The organism is Citrobacter sp. On2M (genome assembly GCF_018035235.1).
Lineage (GTDB): Bacteria > Pseudomonadota > Gammaproteobacteria > Enterobacterales > Enterobacteriaceae > Citrobacter > Citrobacter meridianamericanus.
Genome location: NZ_WPCV01000004.1, coordinates 1,257,405 through 1,278,283 on the forward strand (window position 1 = coordinate 1,257,405; position 20,879 = coordinate 1,278,283).

The window sequence follows — 20,879 nt, forward strand, 5'->3', positions numbered from 1 at the left end:
CCAGTCAGCGCCATTTTAAGGCCGCGTAGTATAGCGGTTCGCGCCCTTATAAGAAAGGTTTAACATCGCCGACGCCTTCCCGCAGCACCACCGGAGAATCGTCGGTTAAATCGATAACCGTGGTCGGCTGCTGGCCAAGATAACCACCGTGGATAATCAAATCCACCTGTTTCTCCAGACGGTCTTTTATTTCTTCCGGATCTGACTCGGTAAATTCACTGCCCGGCAGCATCAGTGACGTGGAGAGCATCGGCTCGCCCAGCGCTTCAAGCAGCGCCAGTGCTATCGGGTTCGAGGGCACACGCAGGCCAATAGTTTTACGCTTTTCCTGCAACAAACGGCGCGGAACCTCTTTCGTCCCTTTCAGAATGAAGGTGTAGTTGCCCGGCGTGTTGTTTTTGATCAAACGAAAGGCCACGTTGTCGACAAAGGAATAGGTCGACAATTCAGACAGGTCACGGCACATCAGCGTAAAGTTGTGCCCGTCCGGCAGGTGGCGGATACGGCAAATGCGCTCCATTGCACCTTTATCTTCAATTTTACAACCCAACGCGTAGCCGGAATCAGTTGGATAGACGATCACCCCACCTTTCCGCACGATATCAACGGCCTGATTGATCAGTCGCTGCTGCGGGTTATCAGGATGAATATAAAAAAACTGGCTCATACTTTCCTCTCTGTGATCTCGGGCTGCTCCCAAAGTTCCCAGACGCCTTCTACGCCTGCGGGCAACCAGAGTTTACGCCCCAGTTCAATCCACGGGCAGGGTAGATGAAAATCCGACCCTTGCGATGCCCACAGTTGATGCTGACGCGCAAGCGTTGCCAGATGGGTTCGTTCATTGGGAGACTGCTGGCACTGTGCCACCTCCATCGCGTCGCCGCGGTGTTCAGCAAAATGCGCAACCAGTCTTTTCAGCCACTTAGCGCTAAGATCGTACCGACCTGGATGAGCCAGAACTGCCTTACCGCCAGAATGATGAATGACATCAATAGCTTGTTCTATTGTACACCACTGTGGCGGAACGTAACCGGTTTTCCCACGGGCAAGATATTTTTTAAAGACATCCGCCATGGTTGCGGCTTTGCCACATTCCACCAGGTAACGCGCAAAATGCCCCCGTGTAACCGCCCCGCCATCAGCCAGTCGCAGCGCCCCTTCCCATGCACCGGGAATGTTCGCTTTGCCGAGCCGCTCAGCAATCAGGCGCGCGCGCTGCTGGCGACGTTCCGTCTGTTGCGCCAGAAACTCGCGCATCATCGGATGAGCGATATCAATGTTCAGACCCACTATATGGATCTCATGGTTTTCCCAGACCGTTGATATCTCAACGCCAGAAATCAAATTTAACGCTAAACCTGAACGTGAAATTTCTTCTCTTGCCGCCGCAATGCCCGCTGTGGTGTCATGATCGGTGATCGCCAGTGTACCGACTCGCATCTCTACCGCACGGTGTACTAAGGCTTCTGGCGTTAACCGCCCATCAGAAGCTGTAGTATGGCTGTGCAGGTCATAAATCACTGCGTAATTCGTGTCGCTCAAGGCGGCTCCCGTTTCAATAAATGTCGTAACACGCCCATCATAACGGTTTCGACAAATATACTGAAATCAGGTGTTGACTTTACTCCATCGAACTAGTTAACTAGTACGCAAGTTCACATGAAGAAGGTATCTGAGATGAAAGCAACATTTATCCTGCACGGTTGGTGGCGCACTTCCTGATTTCGGGCAGTGTCTTACGTCTGCAATATGCAACCAGATACCCGGCCCGCCAAATGAGCGGGCTTTTTTTTGAACAAAATTAATGAGAATAACGATGCAAACACAAAAACCGACGCTCGAATTGCTTGCCTGCGATGCCGCCTACCGTGAGAATCCAACAGCACTGTTTCATCAGGTTTGCGGCGCACGTCCGGCAACGCTGTTGTTGGAATCTGCAGATATCGACAGCAAAGACGATCTGAAGAGTCTGCTGCTGGTCGACAGCGCATTGCGTATTACTGCCATCGGTGACACTGTCACTATTCAGGCATTATCCGCAAACGGCGCATCGCTGCTGCCCCTGCTGGATGCGGCCCTGCCAGCTGGCGTTGACAACGAACAACAGCCGAATGGACGTCATCTGCGATTCCCTGCCGTCAGCCCACTGCTGGATGAAGACGCCCGTTTATGTTCCCTTTCTGTATTTGATGCGTTCCGTTTATTGCAAGGGCTGGTTAATGTTCCTGCGCAAGAACGTGAAGCGATGTTCTTCGGCGGTCTGTTTTCCTACGATCTGGTTGCCGGTTTCGAAGATTTACCTCAGCTTGAAGCGGGCAACCGTTGCCCTGACTACTGCTTCTATCTGGCAGAAACGCTGATGGTCATCGACCACCAGAAAAAAAGCACCCGCATTCAGGCCAGCGTTTTTACCCCCAACGATGCAGAAAGACAGCGTCTTAATGCCCGTCTGGCGCAACTGAGCCAACAGCTTACCGAACCTGCGCCGCCGCTGCCCGTCACTGAAGTCCCGCAGATGCGCTGCGAATGCAATCAGAGTGATGAAGAGTTTGGTGCAGTGGTCCGTGGGATGCAAAAGGCCATTCGCGCGGGTGAAATTTTCCAGGTGGTACCATCCCGCCGTTTCTCGCTACCCTGCCCTTCGCCGCTGGCTGCCTACTATGTACTGAAGAAAAGTAACCCCAGCCCGTATATGTTTTTCATGCAGGACGACGAGTTCACGCTGTTTGGTGCTTCACCAGAAAGCTCGTTGAAATACGATGCCTCCAGCCGCCAGATTGAAATCTATCCCATTGCCGGGACTCGCCCACGCGGCCGTCGGGCGGACGGTTCGCTTGACCGCGATCTCGACAGTCGTATTGAGCTGGAGATGCGTACCGATCATAAAGAGCTTTCAGAGCATCTGATGTTGGTTGACCTGGCGCGTAACGATCTGGCGCGCATCTGTACGCCGGGCAGCCGCTACGTTGCTGATCTGACCAAAGTGGATCGGTACTCCTTCGTGATGCACCTGGTTTCTCGCGTTGTCGGCGAACTGCGTAGCGATCTGGATGTGCTGCATGCGTACCGCGCCTGTATGAATATGGGCACGCTAAGCGGCGCGCCGAAAGTTCGCGCCATGCAACTTATCGCCGAGGCAGAAGGTCGACGCCGTGGCAGCTATGGCGGCGCCGTAGGTTACTTCACCGCCCATGGCGATCTGGATACCTGCATTGTGATTCGTTCCGCCCTCGTGGAAGACGGTATTGCCACCGTACAAGCCGGTGCCGGGATTGTTCTGGATTCTGTTCCGCAGTCTGAAGCCGATGAAACCCGTAATAAAGCGCGTGCGGTTCTGCGTGCTATCGCCACCGCACACCACGCACAGGAGACTTTCTGATGGCTGACATTCTGCTGCTCGATAATATCGACTCTTTTACCTATAACCTGGCAGATCAGTTGCGGACTAACGGTCACAACGTGGTGATTTATCGTAACCATATTCCGGCACAGACGTTAATTGACCGCTTAGCGACTATGAAAAATCCGGTGCTGATGCTCTCTCCCGGTCCTGGTGCGCCAAGCGAAGCGGGCTGCATGCCGGAGCTGTTAACCCGCCTGCGCGGCAAGCTGCCAATCATCGGTATTTGTCTGGGGCATCAGGCCATTGTTGAGGCCTATGGTGGATATGTGGGACAGGCCGGGGAAATCCTGCATGGTAAAGCGTCCAGCATTGAACACGACGGCCAGGCGATGTTCGCCGGTCTGGCAAATCCGCTACCGGTAGCACGCTATCACTCTCTGGTTGGTAGCAACGTTCCGGCCGGTTTGACCATCAACGCCCATTTTAACGGCATGGTGATGGCGGTGCGTCACGATACCGATCGCGTGTGCGGCTTCCAGTTCCATCCGGAGTCCATTCTGACCACCCAGGGTGCGCGTCTGCTGGAGCAAACGCTGGCCTGGGCGCAACAGAAGCTTGAACAGACCAATACGCTGCAACCTATTCTGGAGAAACTGTATCAGGCGCAGACGCTGTCTCAGCAGGAAAGCCACCAGCTGTTCTCCGCCGTGGTCCGCGGTGAACTGAAACCCGAACAACTGGCAGCGGCGCTGGTGAGCATGAAAATTCGTGGCGAGCATCCGCATGAAATTGCCGGTGCGGCAACCGCGCTGCTGGAAAATGCTGCCCCGTTCCCACGACCTGATTATCTGTTTGCCGATATTGTCGGTACCGGCGGCGACGGCAGCAACAGTATCAATATTTCCACCGCCAGCGCCTTTGTTGCAGCGGCTTGCGGGCTGAAAGTGGCCAAACACGGTAACCGCAGTGTCTCCAGCAAATCGGGATCTTCGGATCTGTTAGCGGCATTTGGCATCAATCTGGATATGAACGCCGATAAATCCCGCCAGGCGCTTGACGATCTCGGCGTGTGTTTCCTGTTTGCACCGAAATACCACACCGGTTTTCGCCATGCCATGCCGGTACGCCAACAGTTGAAAACCCGCACGCTGTTTAACGTACTCGGCCCGTTGATTAACCCGGCGCATCCGCCGCTGGCGCTGATTGGCGTTTACAGTCCGGAACTGGTGCTGCCGATTGCCGAAACGCTACGCGTGCTTGGATATCAGCGAGCAGCCGTGGTGCACAGCGGTGGAATGGATGAAGTTTCATTGCATGCGCCGACCATTGTGGCAGAGCTGCATGATGGCGAAATTAAGAGCTATCAACTGACGGCGGAAGACTTTGGCCTGACGCCTTACCACCAGGAACAGCTGGCTGGCGGCACGCCGGAAGAAAACCGTGACATTCTTAGTCGCTTGTTACAAGGTAAAGGTGAAGCCGCTCATGAAGCTGCTGTGGCCGCGAATGTCGCCATGTTAATGCGCTTGCACGGTGAAGAAGATTTAAAAGCCAATGCGCAAACCGTGATTAATGTACTGCGTAGCGGTGCGGCCTATGACCGTGTCACTGCACTGGCAGCAAGAGGGTAAATGATGCAAACCGTTTTAGCGAAAATTGTCGCAGACAAGGCGATTTGGGTAGAAGCCCGCAAACAGCAACAACCGCTGGCCAGCTTTCAAAATGATGTTCAACCCAGCTCTCGTGATTTCTACGATGCGCTGCGAGGTGCGCGCACCGCCTTTATTCTGGAATGCAAAAAAGCATCGCCATCAAAAGGCGTGATCCGTGATGACTTCGATCCGGCACAGATTGCGGGCGTATATAAACATTATGCTTCCGCGATTTCCGTGCTGACCGATGAGAAATATTTCCAGGGCAGCTTTGATTTCCTGCCTATCGTCAGCCGCATCGCGCCACAACCTATTCTGTGTAAGGACTTTATTATCGATCCTTACCAGATTTACCTGGCGCGTTTCAACCAGGCGGACGCCTGTCTGCTGATGTTGTCGGTACTTGATGATGAGCAATACCGTCAACTTGCCGCCGTCGCCCACAGTCTGAAAATGGGCGTACTGACCGAAGTCAGTAACGAAGAAGAGTTGGAGCGCGCTATCGCACTGGGCGCCAAAGTCGTCGGCATCAATAACCGTGATTTACGCGACTTGTCGATTGATCTGAATCGTACCCGCCAGTTGGCGCCGCGCCTGGGCCACGGCGTTACCGTCATCAGCGAGTCAGGCATCAATACCTATGGACAGGTGCGCGAACTCAGCCACTTCGCTAACGGTTTTCTGATTGGCTCCGCACTGATGTCGCATGATGATCTGCATGCCGCCGTGCGTCGCGTACTGCTCGGCGAGAATAAAGTCTGCGGTTTAACCCGGGCTCAGGATGCCAACGCGGCGTATAAATCCGGCGCGATTTATGGCGGACTGATTTTTGTACCCACATCGCCACGCGCGGTCAGCGTTGATCAGGCGCGAGAGGTCATGACCGGCGCGCCGCTGCAATACGTCGGGGTGTTTCGCAACACAGAAATTAGCGACGTGCGTGATACAGCGGCTGCTCTGGGACTCACTGCAGTGCAACTGCATGGTAGTGAAGACCAGGCCTACGTAGACGCGCTACGCAATGCGCTACCCGCACAGGTACAAATCTGGAAGGCGCTGAGCGTCAGCGAGACGTTGCCAGCCCGTGATTATCAGTATGTCGATAAATACGTATTCGACAACGGTCAGGGCGGCAGCGGACAACGCTTCGACTGGTCTCTCTTAGGCGGACAATCGCTGGATAACGTATTACTGGCTGGCGGACTTGGCGCAGATAACTGCGTTGACGCGGCAAAAGCCGGCTGTGCCGGTCTCGATTTCAATTCTGGCGTAGAGTCACAGCCGGGCATCAAGGATGCACGTCTTTTGGCTTCGGTATTTCAGACGCTGCGCGCATATTAAGGAAAAGGACATGACAACATTACTCAATCCGTACTTTGGTGAATTTGGCGGTATGTATGTGCCACAGATTCTGATGCCTGCCCTGCGCCAACTGGAAGAAGCTTTTGTTAGCGCACAAAAGGATCCTGAATTTCAGGCGCAGTTTACAGACCTGCTAAAAAACTATGCTGGCCGCCCAACGGCGCTGACCAAATGCCAGAACATTACTCAAGGCACCAACACCACGTTGTACCTTAAACGTGAAGATTTACTGCACGGCGGCGCGCACAAAACCAACCAGGTTCTGGGTCAGGCGTTGCTGGCGAAGCGTATGGGTAAAACCGAGATCATCGCCGAAACCGGTGCGGGTCAGCACGGCGTGGCGTCTGCCCTTGCCAGCGCCCTGTTGGGACTGAAATGCCGTATTTATATGGGTGCGAAAGACGTTGAACGTCAGTCGCCTAACGTTTTCCGTATGCGTCTGATGGGCGCTGAAGTGATCCCGGTTCACAGCGGTTCCGCAACGCTGAAAGATGCCTGTAATGAAGCGCTGCGCGACTGGTCTGGCAGCTACGATACTGCGCACTATATGCTCGGGACGGCGGCAGGTCCGCACCCCTTCCCGACCATTGTGCGTGAATTCCAACGCATGATCGGTGAAGAAACCAAAGCACAAATCCTTGAAAAAGAGGGGCGCCTGCCGGATGCCGTTATCGCCTGCGTGGGCGGCGGTTCTAACGCTATCGGTATGTTCGCCGACTTTATTAATGAAACCAGCGTCGGGCTGATCGGCGTAGAGCCTGGCGGTCACGGGATTGAGTCTGGGGAACATGGCGCGCCGTTGAAACATGGTCGTGTTGGGATTTACTTCGGCATGAAGTCCCCGATGATGCAAACCGAAGAAGGACAAATTGAAGAGTCTTACTCTATTTCCGCCGGGCTGGACTTCCCATCGGTCGGGCCACAGCATGCGTATCTGAACAGCATTGGTCGCGCCGATTATGTTTCGATCACCGACGATGAAGCGCTGGAAGCCTTCAAAACACTGTGTCTGCACGAGGGGATAATTCCGGCACTAGAGTCCTCTCACGCCCTGGCGCACGCGTTGAAAATGATGCGTGAAACCCCTGAAAAAGAGCAGCTACTGGTGGTTAATCTCTCCGGTCGCGGCGACAAAGACATTTTCACCGTACACGATATTCTGAAAGCGCGAGGGGAAATCTGATGGAACGTTACGAAAACCTGTTTGCACAGCTGAAGGACCGCAAGGAAGGTGCTTTTGTCCCCTTCGTCACCCTGGGCGATCCGTCTGTTGAACAGTCACTGAAAATCATAGATACGCTGATTGAAGCCGGTGCCGACGCACTTGAGCTCGGCATTCCATTCTCCGATCCGCTGGCTGATGGTCCAACCATTCAGGAGGCTACACTGCGTGCGTTTGCCGCAGGCGTTACGCCGTCACAATGCTTTGAAATGCTGGCCCTGATTCGCCAGAAGCACCCGACGATTCCCATTGGCTTGCTGATGTATGCCAACCTGGTGTTTAGCAAGGGCATTGACGAGTTTTACGCTCAGTGTGAAAAAGTGGGTGTAGATTCTGTATTAGTGGCCGATGTTCCCGTTGAGGAGTCCGCGCCATTCAGAACGGCGGCACTACGTCATAGCATCGCACCCATTTTCATTTGCCCACCGAATGCCGATGAAGAGCTACTGCGTCAGATTGCCTCTTATGGCCGAGGTTATACCTACCTGCTTTCACGAGCAGGAGTGACCGGTGCAGAAAACCGTGCGGCACTACCCCTGCATCATTTAGTCGAAAAACTGAAAGAATATAATGCTCCGCCTTCTTTACAAGGCTTCGGTATTTCTGCGCCTGAACAGGTAGCCGGTGCAATTGAAGCTGGCGCTGCTGGCGCGATTTCCGGCTCGGCGATTGTGAAAATCATTGAGAAGAATGTTGCGGCACCAGAACAGATGCTGGCTGAGCTGAAAGCGTTTGTCAGCGCGATGAAAGCCGCTACCCTACAGTAAGTTAATTAAACCGCCAGAGGCTTCTGGCGGTTTTACTCCCTGGCCTGCTTCATTTTGTACATGGCCGTATCCGCATTCTGGATTGCCGCATCCAGATCACCCTTCACCTCTGCAATCCCCCACGACACTGACAAGGGTATAGTATTGCCTTCCACTACAAATACATGGCTGGTCACCTGTCCACTTATACGCTCCGCAATTGCGACCGCATCACTGGCCTGAGAGCGAAACAGCAGGATCATAAATTCATCTCCGCCGGTGCGAATCACAAGATCGTGGCTGGTACGGGTGTTAGACAACATTCTGTTGGCGATAATTTGCAGCGCACGATCCCCTGCTGCGTGCCCCCAGGTATCATTGACGGCCTTAAACTTATTGCAATCCAGTAACACTACCGAGCAATGTGATAAATCCCGGCGTTTGATAATGTCGAGAATTCGGCGATTAAAACAGCTGGTCAGCGTATCAATATAAACTTTCAGGTCGCTTTCATTCAGCCATGATTTTAGCGAGAAAGTAATGATGATGAAAAAGAACGGCGCCAGCAGAATAACAATACCGGCTTGCGTATCGCGCGCCATGAAACGGCCTAATGATATCGAATAGTGCAGCGCATATTTTTCTGAAAAATTGCGCACCAAATAGCTGGATTGTCCCGCACATTTGCCGGATAAGCAGAGGCTCTCTTTGTTGGTCAGATTCACCAACTCAACGTTCAATCCGGGAAGAATTTGATTATCAAACGCCTCTGCCAACGCTTCCTTCAGCTCGGGTTTCGAATGATCATAGACCAGATAGGCCACGATTTGATCTGATATCTCTTTACCAGAAAGATCGTAAATATAGCTCACCACGCTGTAGGCTTTTTCACCAGTAATTTTATCGGTATAGAAGTTTGTTGAACTTAGGGCTTTATTTTTGACGTTTTTTTGCAACAACCGGGTATAGAAATCGACGGGAGGATAGAAAAAATGAGTAATATCCATCGCCATTTCGGAGTCAGAAAAACTAAAATTGCGCGAGTCGGAAGCCATAAACCAGTAAAAATAATCTGAATTGCTGGCGATAATGTAACGGTGCGCATCGAAACTGCCTGGATTTAGCTCATTAACCATTCCACGAATGAACTCCGCTGCAGCATACATACACAGCGCATTATGGCTGGGTTGCTGAGCAATAATCGTCCCTGTTGCAGAATGAACCCGCTTTGGGTCGGCGTTAATTCCCCATTCATCTTTATTTCGTGGAACAAACTGTGCCATAACACCACACTGTTCGCCGGTTTTGATGTGGTAGTAACGCTCGCCAATCGCATCGGCAATCAGTTCATTATCGTTAAAAATATCCAACATGTGAGCTTGCAGGCGGCTAACGCCTTCACTGGCGGCCGCCATACGCTGTTCATAAATGATAAACAGAAACAACGAGGTAAAAACCAACGTAATGAGCCCAGATACCAGCAGAGCCTGCCTGTTTCGGAGCTTATCCTGCACAATCTTCACGAGTCCCCCCGATAGTTAACAGTATCACCAAACCGGTTACCCGTTTATGTTGTTGCATAACAGCGTTGTACTTGGATAAAAATGTTAACTATCCAGAGACTAATGAGTTGAAATAGTAAGCGCACTCGTGCACGAAAGTTACAGGTTTATACAATAAAAGAACATTTTTGTTAACATAAATGCAAACTAATCATCACCTTCAATCGGATACCCTGCACGACGAATGGCCTCACGACAGTCGCTCACGCCTGCGGCATAGCCCGCCTCAATCTCGCAAACCGGACTGGCGCTGCAGTAAGGCAGCGTGATCGTTACGGCAAGGCTCTTCTCTAGAATTTCAACCTTGTTCATGTATTTCAATAACTCGCGCGCAGCATACACGGCAAACTCTGCCGTATCATCGTTTATGGATGCTTCCAGAAGGGAAATTTTGTGTTGCAGCTGGTGACGGGTCAACCTCATCGTCAATCCCCTTAAAGCCAGTTTGCTTAAAGAGTAGCATCTCATCGAATTGAGGAAAGGCAGGGAGTGAAAACGGACAATAAAAAAGCTTACCAGGAAGCGATCAGCCTTTCAGCTTTTGAATCACTAACTTAGAAACGATAACCCGCAGAGAACATAAACCTCCGCTTTGGGCTGTGAGTTTTTCGTTTCATTGCAAATGTCTCCCTTGATTAAGGACAGCGTTGCATCTTTATAAGTGGGGAAGCTCTGGGGAAATAATGGGGAGAAACACCGCCCAAATACAGAATTTGCCAGACATGGTAGCTGCTGTGTGTAGTCGATGATGAAAAACCGGGTGCCTGCTGACATCCACAGACACCCGTAATCACACAGCAGTGCATATTGGATACGCTATATCCGTAGCGAGTGGGTAGATTTATAGTCATTTCGAAGCCGGTTGTCATTAAATCTTTGTGATTGATATCTAATATTTTTAACTAAAATAACAGGTGGGGCTGAGGGCGATTTCGGTATCGCTTGATCCTGAATTCCCCGACAAGCAATGTTCGTGGAACGGGTTTATGACAAAAAGAATTTTGATGGTCTGCCAGATGCAAAAGATATCATTCTGGGCGAGTTGACTGAGAGGATTCACCGGATCTTCCCCGATGCTGATGTTCGGGTTACACCGCCTTTTAGCATTATCTGAAAGTGCAGGCAGCCCCGTCATACATGGCTGAATTATTGATATTTATCATATATGTTCCCTCCTGCTCATGACATAAAGAATGGGCATCAGGAACAGTAGTGGTGCTAAGCCTGGTGAAACACGCCTTTCTTGATTGGATCATAATTGCTTTGACTCATATTCGGGCTGTGTGTGGCCCATTTTTTTAGTGTTATTTGTGGAGTTTACCTACCCGTAAATTCCCTGAATAACAATAAAAAGTTGAATAACATGCAAGCATTGGGGCGTCTTATCGCAGCCCCTTTTTTTTTATAATGATTTGCGAAAGGTATCCAGAGTATCTTCAGGGAGCAAGATGTCGACACACAAATTTTGTTGGGCCATAGCAGTAAAGTTATGACCGATCGCTACAACGACACGCGTGTAAAAAAATGGAAAAAAAACTGGTCATTTGATGACCAGTTTTGCAGAGGAACTTAAAAACGATAACCCGCAGAGAACATAAACACCCACGGATCGAGGCGTACACTGTCGCTATAACGGGCTTGCGGCAGAACAGCACCATTAGATTTGTACTTCGCAGTAGTATCGATATCCATGTACCAGACTGACATATTAATCAACCAGTCGCGGTTGATCAGATAATCCATACCAACTTGCCCTGCTGCACCCCAGGAATCTTTCAGGCTCAGATCCGATAAACCGATTTCTTTACCGTTATTGTTAAAACCTTCATCGAAGAAAGTGGTGTAGTTCACCCCGACACCAACGTAAGGACGCAGTTTGCTGCTGGAATCACCGAAATACCACTGTGCCATTAAGGTTGGCGGTAAGTGGTGAACGGTCGCAATATCACCTGTTGCGGCAGTGCCAATCTTATGGCGGAACGGCGTAGCGGCCAGGAGTTCTACACCGATATTGTCGGTTGCCATATAGGTAAATGTCAGCCCCAACTGGGTGTTATTGCTGACATTGAAGCCACCCAGACTACCCAGCGTGCCACCTGCGCCTTCCGTCGGTCTGACGGTGGCAGAACCCGCACGAATAAAGAACTCTCCGGCTTCATGCGCAAATGCGTTACCAGAGAGAAGAGTTGTTAAAGCCAATGCTGCAACTGTTAATTTTTTCATGTCCGCTCCATCGTTATGGTTATAAAAGCGGAACGAATATACCCACATTGGAGTAATAAGTGATCAAACCTGGATCACATTGACTTTGATAATTTAACATTTATTGATCCAGATTAAGTTAGAACTTGCATTCAAAATCCTGGTTAAATTAATTCAGATCAATTTTGATATATTTTCACCTCGCAAATACCCCTCGCATTTTTGCCTTTCAGACGATGTTTTTTGGTCGCGATGCGCAAATAACACACAGCGCTCTGGCATGATGCTGAACGGATAGTCGAAAATTACCAGGGCTTTACAAAGATATGCTTTTCCATACATCGCGTGATGCTGCCACTGTAGAGTTATCCAGGGTACAATTGCCCGCAAATGAACACCTGCAAAACTCAAGGAGAGTGCATGTCTATCACGGCGAAATCCGTTTACCGTGACGCGGGAAACTTTTTCCGTAATCAATTCATTACCATCTTGCTGGTATCGTTGTTGTGCGCGTTTATCACAGTGGTGTTAGGGCATGCCTTTTCTCCCACTGACGCTCAAATTGCGCAACTCAGTGAAGGCGATCAGTTAACCAGCAGTGTGGGATTGTTCGATCTGGTGCAAAACATGACCCCGGAGCAACAGCAAATTTTGCTACGCGCTTCTGCTGCGTCGACGTTTTCCGGTCTGATTGGTAATGCCATCCTCGCGGGAGGTATCATCCTGATGATTCAGCTCATTTCAGCAGGGCATCGGGTCAGCGCATTACGTGCCATTGGTGCCAGCGCGCCAGTTTTGCCTAAGTTGTTTATTCTGATTTTTCTGACTACTCTGCTGGTGCAAATCGGTATTATGCTGGTCGTTGTACCCGGTATTTTGCTGGCCATCCTGCTGGCACTCGCGCCGGTGATGATGGTACAGGACAAAATGGGTGTCTTTGCTGCTATGCGCAACAGTATGCGTCTGGCGTGGTCAAATATGCGTCTGGTTGCGCCCGCGGTGATTGGCTGGCTGCTGGCAAAAACGTTGCTGTTGCTTTTTGCGCCAAGTTTTGCGGTACTTACGCCGAATGTAGGCGCGGTCTTGGCGAATACGCTGAGCAACATGATCTCCGCCGTGTTGCTGATCTATTTGTTTCGCCTGTATATGCTGATTCGCCAATAAACCCTGAACGCATACCGGGCTTGTACCCGGTGCTTTTGATGACGGAATCGAAGAATGAAGCAGTTTCTTGATTTTTTACCGCTGGTTGTCTTTTTTGCTTTTTATAAGCTTTACGACATCTATGCGGCAACCTCGGCACTGATTGTCGCGACGGCTGTGGTTTTGATTTACAGTTGGGTTCGCTATCGTAAGGTCGAGAAGATGGCATTAATCACCTTTATTCTGGTAGCCGTGTTCGGTGGCCTGACTATCTTCTTCCACAATGATGAATTCATTAAATGGAAAGTGACGGTGATTTACGGGCTATTTGCCGGTGCGCTGCTGGTTAGCCAGTGGGTGATGAAAAAGCCGCTCATTCAGCGCATGTTAGGTAAAGAGCTTTCCCTGCCGCAGCCGGTATGGTCAAAGCTTAATTTAGCCTGGGCCGTTTTCTTCATCCTGTGCGGTCTGGCAAACATCTATATCGCGTTTTGGCTGCCGCAGAACATTTGGGTCAACTTCAAGGTATTCGGCCTGACCGCCCTGACCTTACTCTTTACGTTGCTGAGCGGAGTTTATATTTACCGCCACCTTCCACAGGAAGATAAATCGTAATTAATGTTCGCCAGATCTACGGATCTGGCGAATTTTTATCCCCTCGCGTTCCTTGTTGCTATAAACCCGGCTCACATCCGCTGCGCACGCCGTATCCCCTCTGTTCTCAGCACGTAAATTCTAGTAGCATCGCGCCTGTAATCTTTCTCTATAGTCGGTTCTACAATGACAACAACGAATAACACTCCCCAGGGCGAACTGGTTTTACGCACTCTGGCTATGCCTGCCGATACCAACGCGAACGGCGATATTTTTGGTGGCTGGCTGATGTCACAAATGGATATAGGTGGCGCTATTCAGGCCAAAGAGATCGCACACGGTCGTGTCGTAACAGTGCGGGTTGAAGGAATGAGCTTTTTGCGCCCGGTTGCCGTAGGCGACGTAGTGTGTTGCTATGCGCGCTGCGTAAAACGCGGGACGACCTCGATCAGCATTAATATTGAAGTCTGGGTGAAGAAAGTTGCTTCTGAACCTATCGGCCAGCGCTATAAAGCTACCGAAGCCCTGTTTATCTACGTGGCTGTTGATAAAGACGGTAAACCGCGTCCGATCCCAACCTTGTCCTGACAGTACGCATTAGCAGCGCCATCCAGTAGTATTTCAATCTTTCGCTCATTGCCGGATGGCGGCGTACCACCAAATCCGGCATGATGCTTACTCGATCTGCGTTGTGCCGTTCAGGCGGAAAACGATATTCACCACCAGGCCAGAACCTGGCTTACCGGCCTCATAGCGCCATCTGCGCATCGCATTTTTCACTTCACGTTCAAACATATTTGCAGGCTGCGCGGACAGAACTTCCACATTTTCGACCCGACCATCTGGGGTCACGTCAAATTTGACCTTAACACGACCTTCAATACGCAGCGCCTGGGCACGCGCAGGATACTGTGGCTGATTACGACTTAAGGCGCGCGGCCCGGAAGGCGCGCTTACCGCTGGCTTAGTGGCTGCCGGAGCAGCACTGGTCATTGGACGCGCAGGTGCCGTATTTTCAAACGGAGACGACGGACGCGGTTCTGCGGGCTTCACATCGCGTTTCGGTTTCTCTTCAACCTTTTTCACCGGTTTTGGCTTCGGCTTAGGTTTGGGCTTCGGTTTCTCAATCACTACCGGTGCTTCTTTTGGCTGCTCCGGGATCGGCTCTGGCTCGACGACGGGTTCAGGCGGTGGCTGAACCGCCTGAGGCGGTGGCTGAACCGCCTGAGGCGGTTCAAGATCGGCAGGCGCGACCATCGTAACGGAAATAGGCTGCGCTGGTGCAGGCAGTTCAATAACCTGATGTACCGAGGTATACAGCAAACCTGCCACTACAGCACCGTGAATGCCGACAGAAAGTAACGTTGGCCAGGGAAAGCGACGAGGTAAATCAAGGGTCATTGAAGTCATAATCGTTTCAGTAAAAAAACCAGGCCTCGATTTTAAATGCAAATAGCAATCATATTCAATAAGACCGTGAAGGTAACTCAGATTTAAAACGCGATTTTATGAAAAATAACCATTTTCGGAGTGTGGCCTTAACATATCAGCAATCTTTCCGTTGCAGTTACCGGGCCTTTCCAATAACGTAAATATGACTTTTACCGTTCAAGGAGCTCTACCCGTGCTGTACGTTATTTACGCTCAAGATATCGCAGATTCTCTCGAAAAACGTCTTTCCGTACGCCCTGCTCATCTGGCCCGTCTGCAACTTCTTCATGATGAAGGCCGTTTGCTCACGGCAGGTCCTATGCCAGCGGTTGACAGTAATGAGCCAGGCGCTGCGGGCTTTACCGGCTCGACGGTGATTGCTGAATTTGAATCTTTAGAAGCCGCACAGGCGTGGGCAGAAGCCGATCCGTATGTGGCGGCAGGCGTTTATGCACAGGTTTCAGTAAAACCGTATAAGAAAGTATTTTAAAAACAGAACAAAAAGCTGAGACTTTGGGCACCGCCAGCGGTGCCCTTTTAGATCAGATATTGTGGATCGCAAACAGCAACGAGTTACGTTGATGGTTGAGGATGCACTTTCTGATGGTGTGGATGCGCATATTACGACGCGATTGCCCTTCAAGCCAACGTGCTTTACGACGGCTCGCCTGACGCAGCATCCGCCAGCGTCCCACTTCCGTTCTACTACGCTTCATGTTTACTACTCTTTCAGTCACTGAGCGGCCATTATAACGCCACACCGCATGCAGACCAGTGGTTTTCCCGTGTTTTTATTTGCCAGATGAATCCTGATGCGTAAACTCTTAACAATACGCTTTCAAAAGGATTTTTAAATTTATGACAACCTTCTACACCGTGGTGAGTTGGCTGGTCATTCTGGGTTACTGGGTACTCATTGCTGGCGTAACATTACGCATTCTAATGAAACGACGCGCAGTGCCCTCCGCAATGGCCTGGCTTTTGATCATCTATATTCTGCCATTAGTAGGGATCATTGCTTATCTGTCCTTCGGTGAGCTTCATCTGGGTAAACGTCGCGCCGAACGCGCCCGGGCAATGTGGCCGTCAACGGCCAAATGGCTGAACGATCTTAAAGCCTGTAAGCATATTTTTGCGCAAGAAAACAGCAGCGTCGCCTCATCCTTATTTAAGCTGTGCGAGCGTCGCCAGGGAATCGCTGGCGTTAAGGGAAATCAACTGCAACTGCTCACTAGCTCAGATGACGTAATGCAGGCATTAATCCGCGATATTCAACTGGCGCGCCACAACATTGAGATGGTGTTCTACATCTGGCAGCCGGGTGGTATGGCCGATCAGGTCGCTGAGTCATTAATGGCTGCCGCCAGACGCGGGATTCACTGCCGACTGATGCTGGACTCCGCGGGCAGTGTGGCGTTCTTCCGCAGTCCATGGGCGGCAATGATGCGTAACGCAGGTATTGAGGTTGTTGAAGCGCTGAAAGTGAACCTGATGCGTGTGTTTTTACGCCGTATGGATTTGCGCCAGCATCGCAAAATGATCATGATCGATAACTACATTGCATATACCGGCAGCATGAATATGGTCGATCCGCGCTTTTTCAAACAAGATGCTGGCGTCGGGCAATGGGTTGACTTAATGGCGAGAATGGAAGGCCCTGTAGCTACCGCGATGGGTATTGTCTATTCCTGCGACTGGGAAATTGAGACCGGCAAGCGCATTTTGCCCCCGCCGCCGGACGTTAATATCATGCCGTTTGAGCAAGCCAGCGGTCATACCATTCACACTATCGCCTCGGGTCCTGGTTTCCCTGAAGATTTGATTCATCAGGCGCTGTTAACTGCAGCTTATTCCGCACGTGAATATTTAATTATGACCACGCCCTACTTCGTTCCCAGCGACGATTTGTTGCATGCGATCTGTACGGCGGCGCAGCGCGGGGTCGACGTCAGTATCATTCTTCCGCGTAAGAATGACTCCCTGCTGGTTGGCTGGGCAAGCCGTGCCTTTTTCACTGAGTTGCTGGCGGCAGGCGTTAAAATTTATCAGTTCGAAGGCGGTTTGTTGCATACCAAAAGCGTACTGGTCGATGGCGAACTGAGCCTCGTCGGTACCGTTAATCTGGATATGCGTAGCCTTTGGCTGAATTTTGAAATTACGCTGGTGATTGACGATGCAGGATTCGGCGGCGATCTCGCCGCAGTGCAGGATGATTATATTTCGCGTTCTCGCCTGCTTGATGCCCGTTTGTGGTTAAAACGACCACTCTGGCAGCGGATTGCAGAGCGACTGTTTTACTTCTTTAGTCCGTTGCTGTAAAACGTGCCCATCAGACAGTAAACAGGTAGTCATTATGGATATGGATTTGAACAATCGCCTGACTGAAGACGAAACGCTTGAGCAGGCTTACGACATTTTTCTCGAACTGGCTGCGGACAACCTGGATCCAGCCGACATCATTCTGTTCAATTTGCAGTTTGAAGAACGCGGCGGTGCGGAGTTATTCGACCCGGCAGAAGACTGGCAGGATCACGTTGATTTTGATCTGAACCCTGATTTCTTTGCCGAAGTGGTGATTGGTCTTGCAGATACTGAAGACGGCGAGATTAACGATATTTTTGCGCGCGTTTTATTGTGTCGCGAAAAAGATCACAAGCTGTGCCATATTCTCTGGCGCGAATAATCAAACAAAAAAGCTGCTCTCGCAGCTTTTTTCATTTTTAACCCGGCAGTTTACTTCCACAGCGGTTACAAAACTGCGCACTATGTTCATGCTGGCCTTGCTGACACTGCGGACATTTACGTAAATTCTGGCGATTCTGAAACGCGCTGCTCATATGTGTGGTAATCAATCCAGTCGGTATCGCAATCACAGAGTAACCAATCAGGATAAGCAAAGACGCGACCATGCGCCCCAATGGCGTGTGTGGCGTGATATCGCCATAGCCAACAGTAGTGACCGTGACAATGGCCCAATACACCGACGCATTTAGCGTGGTAAAACCATATTTTGGTCCTTCGATCAGGTACATCAACGCACCGAAAACAATCATCAGAATGGCAATAAAGGAATAGAACAGTATGAGCTGATGGCGGGCGCTTTTGATGGCGTTCCAGAACACTCGCAGGGAAGGCATAAAGCGCAGCAACTTCAGAATACGCAGCACACGTAGAACGCGCATCGCGCGCCAGGCGAAGACATAACTCAGACTGATTTCAGGCCACAACCACATTACATACAGCGGCAAAATGGTGGCAAGATCGATTATTCCCCAGAAGCTAAACACATACTTTGCGGGATTGGCCCAGCAGCATAAACGTAGAAAGTATTCGAGGGTAAAGACCAGAGTAATAAAGACCTCCAGCCAGATAAAAATATGCCATTCATCATACGTTAAATGGTATTGCGTCCCTACTCCGGACTCAATGAAGATAACAATAACGCTAAGCAATGCGAACAGCGCGCACATACCTTCAAAGCGACGCCCCGAACGGGTGTTTAAATCGAATAATTTGCGATAGAGCCCACGGCGGACAGAAGAGACTAGACCTGGCACAAATACCTCACCAAAAAGAAGGGCTGACCTTTGTCAGCCCTCAGGATTATAGCGGGTCTACTTTCAGGCAGGAAACAGCGTGTCGGAAACTTCCTTCAAGAACCGGGCGCGTTTTTGCACATTCCGGCCCGGCAATCGGACAGCGCGTACGAAACACGCAGCCGGAAGGAGGATTAATAGGCGACGGCAATTCGCCTTCCAGCAACTGGATAACCTTGTTCCTTTCCTGGTCAGGGTCGGGAATGGGTACCGCAGACATCAGGGCTTTGGTATAAGGGTGCAACGGATTATGGTACACCTCATCATAGGTCCCTAATTCCACCGCGTGTCCAAGATACATGACCAGCACGCGGTCGGAGATGTGTTTAACCACCGCCAGGTCGTGAGCAATGAAGATGAGCGATAATCCCATTTCACGCTGTAACTGTTGCAGCAGGTTCACCACCTGAGCCTGAATTGATACGTCCAACGCGGAAACCGGTTCATCGCAAATAATCAATTTAGGCTCAAGGATCAGCGCGCGGGCAATACCAATACGCTGACACTGACCACCGGAAAACTCATGGGGGTAGCGGTTAATCAGATTCGGTAGCAAGCCAACTTTCATCATCATCGCCTTCACACGGTCACGGACCTCCTGACCAGGCAGATTCGGATGATAAGTCCGCAGCGGTTCGGCAATAATTTCACCAATGGTCATGCGCGGGTTTAATGATGCCAGCGGATCCTGGAAAATCATCTGGATATCACTACGCACTTCCCGCCATTCATCGGGTTTCATGCCCAGCAAATCTTTACCCAACCAGGCAACCTTTCCATCGGTGGCTTTCACCAGGCCGATAATCGCACGGGCAAAGGTCGATTTACCACAACCTGATTCGCCGACCACGCCCAGGGTTTCACCTTCATACAGCCGTAGGGTCACGCCATCAACTGCTTTCAGGGTTTTAGCCGGCTGCCAGAACCACTGCTTGCCGTCTTTAATGTCGAAATGGACTTTAAGATCGGCAATTTCAAGGAGCACTTTTCGTTGTTCGGTCACCGCAGTCATACCAGTTCCTCCACCGGTTTAAAGCAGGCGCGCAGGCGGCCCGGACTAAACTCCTCCAGTGGCGGAGCACTGCTACAGATTTCCATCGCATGCGGGCAACGCGGCTGGAATGGACAACCTTTTGGCAAACGCAGAAGGTTCGGCGGGTTGCCCGGGATAGTCAGCATCTCTTCCCCTTCGGCATCCAGACGAGGTACAGCGTTCAGCAACCCAATCGAATACGGATGAACGGGCTTATAAAACACATCCCGCGCACTACCATATTCCATGGTACGTCCGGCGTACATCACCAGAACTTTATCGCAAATACCAGCCACAACGCCAAGGTCGTGGGTGATCATGATAATCGCCGTGTTGAATTCGCTTTTCAGTTCATTCAGTAGCGTCATAATTTGCGCCTGTACCGTCACATCGAGCGCGGTAGTCGGCTCATCGGCTATCAGTAGTTTTGGCCTGCACAGCAGCGCCATGGCGATCATGACGCGCTGGCGCATCCCGCCTGAGAATTCATGCGGGTACATTTTCATACGCTTACGCGCTTCCGGCATCTTCACCGCATCCAGCATTCTGACCGATTCTTCAAAAGCTTCCGCTTTGCTCATGCCTTTATGCAGCATCAGAACTTCCATCAACTGCTCGCCGACCCGCATGTACGGATTAAGAGACGTCATCGGATCCTGGAAAATCATCGAAATTTGCTCGGCACGTAGTTTGTTCAGTTCGCGTTCCGGTAAATTCAGAATTTCACGCCCGTTGAAGGTTGCAGAGCCCCCGATACGGCCATTCGCCGCCAGCAGGCCCATCAGGGCAAAGGCTGTTTGCGATTTACCGGAACCGGATTCCCCAACAATACCCAGCGTTTCTCCTGCTCGAAGAGAAAAGTTTAAATCGTTAACCGCGGTCACATCGCCATCGGGGGTAGCAAACGTCACGCGCAGATCTTTTACATTCAGCAGTGCGTTAGCCTGTTGTTGCGCGAGCGGTGCGGTTGAGGTTTCAATTACGCTCATGGCT

At 50.9% G+C, this 20,879-nt stretch carries 22 protein-coding genes, 2 pseudogenes and 1 other annotated feature; of the genes and pseudogenes, 14 read left to right on the forward strand and 10 right to left on the reverse strand.

Annotated elements, in window-relative coordinates:
• Positions 1-46: 46 nt before the first annotated feature.
• Entirely contained in the window at positions 47-667 is a 621-nt protein-coding gene (locus On2M_RS16330) for an L-threonylcarbamoyladenylate synthase (protein WP_187252335.1), read from the reverse strand.
• Positions 664-1,542: an RNase AM gene (rnm, locus tag On2M_RS16335; RefSeq protein WP_151225520.1), complete on the reverse strand. Its 879-nt coding sequence runs from the start codon at positions 1,540-1,542 to the stop codon at positions 664-666. Before rnm ends, On2M_RS16330 begins: the two co-directional genes overlap by 4 nt.
• 135 nt (positions 1,543-1,677) lie before the next feature.
• Between rnm and trpL the strand changes: the two genes are divergently transcribed.
• From trpL to trpA, 6 genes are all read left to right on the forward strand, one after another.
• The gene (trpL, locus tag On2M_RS16340) at positions 1,678-1,722 is read left to right on the forward strand and encodes a trp operon leader peptide (protein ID WP_133087228.1); all 45 of its coding nucleotides are present in this window, start codon (positions 1,678-1,680) and stop codon (positions 1,720-1,722) included.
• Positions 1,699-1,793, forward strand: a sequence feature (Trp leader region). Its footprint overlaps the gene before it by 24 nt.
• Positions 1,794-1,816: 23 nt before the next feature.
• The gene (locus On2M_RS16345) at positions 1,817-3,379 is read left to right on the forward strand and encodes an anthranilate synthase component 1 (protein ID WP_187252333.1); all 1,563 of its coding nucleotides are present in this window, start codon (positions 1,817-1,819) and stop codon (positions 3,377-3,379) included.
• On the forward strand, positions 3,379-4,974 hold the full coding sequence (gene trpD, locus On2M_RS16350; RefSeq protein WP_151219371.1) for a bifunctional anthranilate synthase glutamate amidotransferase component TrpG/anthranilate phosphoribosyltransferase TrpD: 1,596 nt from the start codon (positions 3,379-3,381) through the stop codon (positions 4,972-4,974). The genes On2M_RS16345 and trpD overlap by 1 nt, the downstream gene beginning before the upstream one ends.
• A gap of 3 nt (positions 4,975-4,977) precedes the next feature.
• Positions 4,978-6,336 carry a bifunctional indole-3-glycerol-phosphate synthase TrpC/phosphoribosylanthranilate isomerase TrpF gene (gene trpCF / locus On2M_RS16355; RefSeq protein WP_210905256.1) on the forward strand — a complete coding sequence of 453 codons (1,359 nt, stop codon included), beginning with the start codon at positions 4,978-4,980 and terminating at the stop codon, positions 6,334-6,336.
• Positions 6,337-6,346: 10 nt separating this feature from the next.
• Positions 6,347-7,540, forward strand: coding sequence for a tryptophan synthase subunit beta (gene trpB, locus On2M_RS16360; RefSeq protein WP_149281027.1), 1,194 nt, complete (start codon positions 6,347-6,349; stop codon positions 7,538-7,540).
• The gene (gene trpA, locus On2M_RS16365; protein WP_151219372.1) at positions 7,540-8,346 is read left to right on the forward strand and encodes a tryptophan synthase subunit alpha; all 807 of its coding nucleotides are present in this window, start codon (positions 7,540-7,542) and stop codon (positions 8,344-8,346) included. Before trpB ends, trpA begins: the two co-directional genes overlap by 1 nt.
• A gap of 32 nt (positions 8,347-8,378) precedes the next feature.
• Here the strand turns inward: trpA and On2M_RS16370 are convergent, their stop codons facing one another.
• Positions 8,379-9,848 carry a GGDEF domain-containing protein gene (locus tag On2M_RS16370; protein WP_210905161.1) on the reverse strand — a complete coding sequence of 490 codons (1,470 nt, stop codon included), beginning with the start codon at positions 9,846-9,848 and terminating at the stop codon, positions 8,379-8,381.
• Positions 9,849-10,034: 186 nt separating this feature from the next.
• Positions 10,035-10,310 (reverse strand): hypothetical protein, encoded by a 276-nt coding sequence (locus On2M_RS16375; protein ID WP_151225522.1) that lies wholly within the window; start codon positions 10,308-10,310, stop codon positions 10,035-10,037.
• Between the two features lie 544 nt (positions 10,311-10,854).
• On the opposite strand from On2M_RS16375, the pseudogene On2M_RS24270 reads away from it, so the two are divergent.
• Positions 10,855-10,995 (forward strand): annotated as a pseudogene (locus On2M_RS24270) (DinI family protein); the annotation flags it as partial.
• Between the two features lie 461 nt (positions 10,996-11,456).
• On the opposite strand, the gene ompW reads toward On2M_RS24270, so the two are convergent.
• Positions 11,457-12,110 (reverse strand): outer membrane protein OmpW, encoded by a 654-nt coding sequence (ompW, locus tag On2M_RS16380; RefSeq protein ID WP_210905162.1) that lies wholly within the window; start codon positions 12,108-12,110, stop codon positions 11,457-11,459.
• Between the two features lie 284 nt (positions 12,111-12,394).
• Here ompW and On2M_RS24275 point away from each other — a divergent pair.
• From On2M_RS24275 to yciA, 4 genes and pseudogenes are all read left to right on the forward strand, one after another.
• Positions 12,395-12,481, forward strand: a pseudogene (locus On2M_RS24275) (YkgJ family cysteine cluster protein); the annotation flags it as partial.
• 28 nt (positions 12,482-12,509) lie between these two features.
• Positions 12,510-13,253, forward strand: a complete 744-nt coding sequence (locus tag On2M_RS16385) for a YciC family protein (protein ID WP_151219376.1) — start codon at positions 12,510-12,512, stop codon at positions 13,251-13,253.
• A 54-nt stretch (positions 13,254-13,307) separates the two neighbouring features.
• On the forward strand, positions 13,308-13,847 hold the full coding sequence (locus On2M_RS16390) for a septation protein A (protein ID WP_151219377.1): 540 nt from the start codon (positions 13,308-13,310) through the stop codon (positions 13,845-13,847).
• A 165-nt stretch (positions 13,848-14,012) separates the two neighbouring features.
• On the forward strand, positions 14,013-14,414 hold the full coding sequence (yciA, locus tag On2M_RS16395; protein WP_151219378.1) for an acyl-CoA thioester hydrolase YciA: 402 nt from the start codon (positions 14,013-14,015) through the stop codon (positions 14,412-14,414).
• An 87-nt stretch (positions 14,415-14,501) separates the two neighbouring features.
• Here the strand turns inward: yciA and tonB are convergent, their stop codons facing one another.
• Positions 14,502-15,227 carry a TonB system transport protein TonB gene (gene tonB / locus On2M_RS16400; protein ID WP_210905257.1) on the reverse strand — a complete coding sequence of 242 codons (726 nt, stop codon included), beginning with the start codon at positions 15,225-15,227 and terminating at the stop codon, positions 14,502-14,504.
• 223 nt (positions 15,228-15,450) lie between these two features.
• Between tonB and On2M_RS16405 the strand changes: the two genes are divergently transcribed.
• Complete coding sequence (locus On2M_RS16405; protein WP_151225523.1) at positions 15,451-15,747, forward strand: YciI family protein; 297 nt, start codon at positions 15,451-15,453, stop codon at positions 15,745-15,747.
• A gap of 52 nt (positions 15,748-15,799) precedes the next feature.
• On the opposite strand, the gene On2M_RS16410 is transcribed toward On2M_RS16405, so the two are convergent.
• A complete protein-coding gene (locus On2M_RS16410) occupies positions 15,800-15,973 on the reverse strand; it encodes a YciY family protein (RefSeq protein ID WP_016153268.1) in 174 nt (57 codons plus the stop codon).
• A 142-nt stretch (positions 15,974-16,115) separates the two neighbouring features.
• Here On2M_RS16410 and cls point away from each other — a divergent pair, with 142 nt between their 5' ends.
• Both cls and On2M_RS16420 read left to right on the forward strand, forming a co-directional pair.
• A complete protein-coding gene (cls, locus tag On2M_RS16415) occupies positions 16,116-17,576 on the forward strand; it encodes a cardiolipin synthase (protein WP_151225524.1) in 1,461 nt (486 codons plus the stop codon).
• A 34-nt stretch (positions 17,577-17,610) separates the two neighbouring features.
• Positions 17,611-17,940, forward strand: coding sequence for an HI1450 family dsDNA-mimic protein (locus tag On2M_RS16420; protein ID WP_151219379.1), 330 nt, complete (start codon positions 17,611-17,613; stop codon positions 17,938-17,940).
• 37 nt (positions 17,941-17,977) lie between these two features.
• Here On2M_RS16420 and On2M_RS16425 read toward each other — a convergent pair whose 3' ends face one another.
• Genes On2M_RS16425 through oppD form a run of 3 tightly spaced genes read right to left on the reverse strand, consistent with a single transcriptional unit; the run spans position 17,978 to position 20,875 of the window.
• Entirely contained in the window at positions 17,978-18,814 is an 837-nt protein-coding gene (locus On2M_RS16425; protein ID WP_151219380.1) for an ion transporter, read from the reverse strand.
• A gap of 46 nt (positions 18,815-18,860) precedes the next feature.
• A complete protein-coding gene (gene oppF / locus On2M_RS16430) occupies positions 18,861-19,865 on the reverse strand; it encodes a murein tripeptide/oligopeptide ABC transporter ATP-binding protein OppF (protein WP_151219381.1) in 1,005 nt (334 codons plus the stop codon).
• Positions 19,862-20,875, reverse strand: coding sequence for a murein tripeptide/oligopeptide ABC transporter ATP-binding protein OppD (gene oppD / locus On2M_RS16435; RefSeq protein WP_003833364.1), 1,014 nt, complete (start codon positions 20,873-20,875; stop codon positions 19,862-19,864). Before oppD ends, oppF begins: the two co-directional genes overlap by 4 nt.
• Positions 20,876-20,879 lie beyond the last annotated feature (4 nt).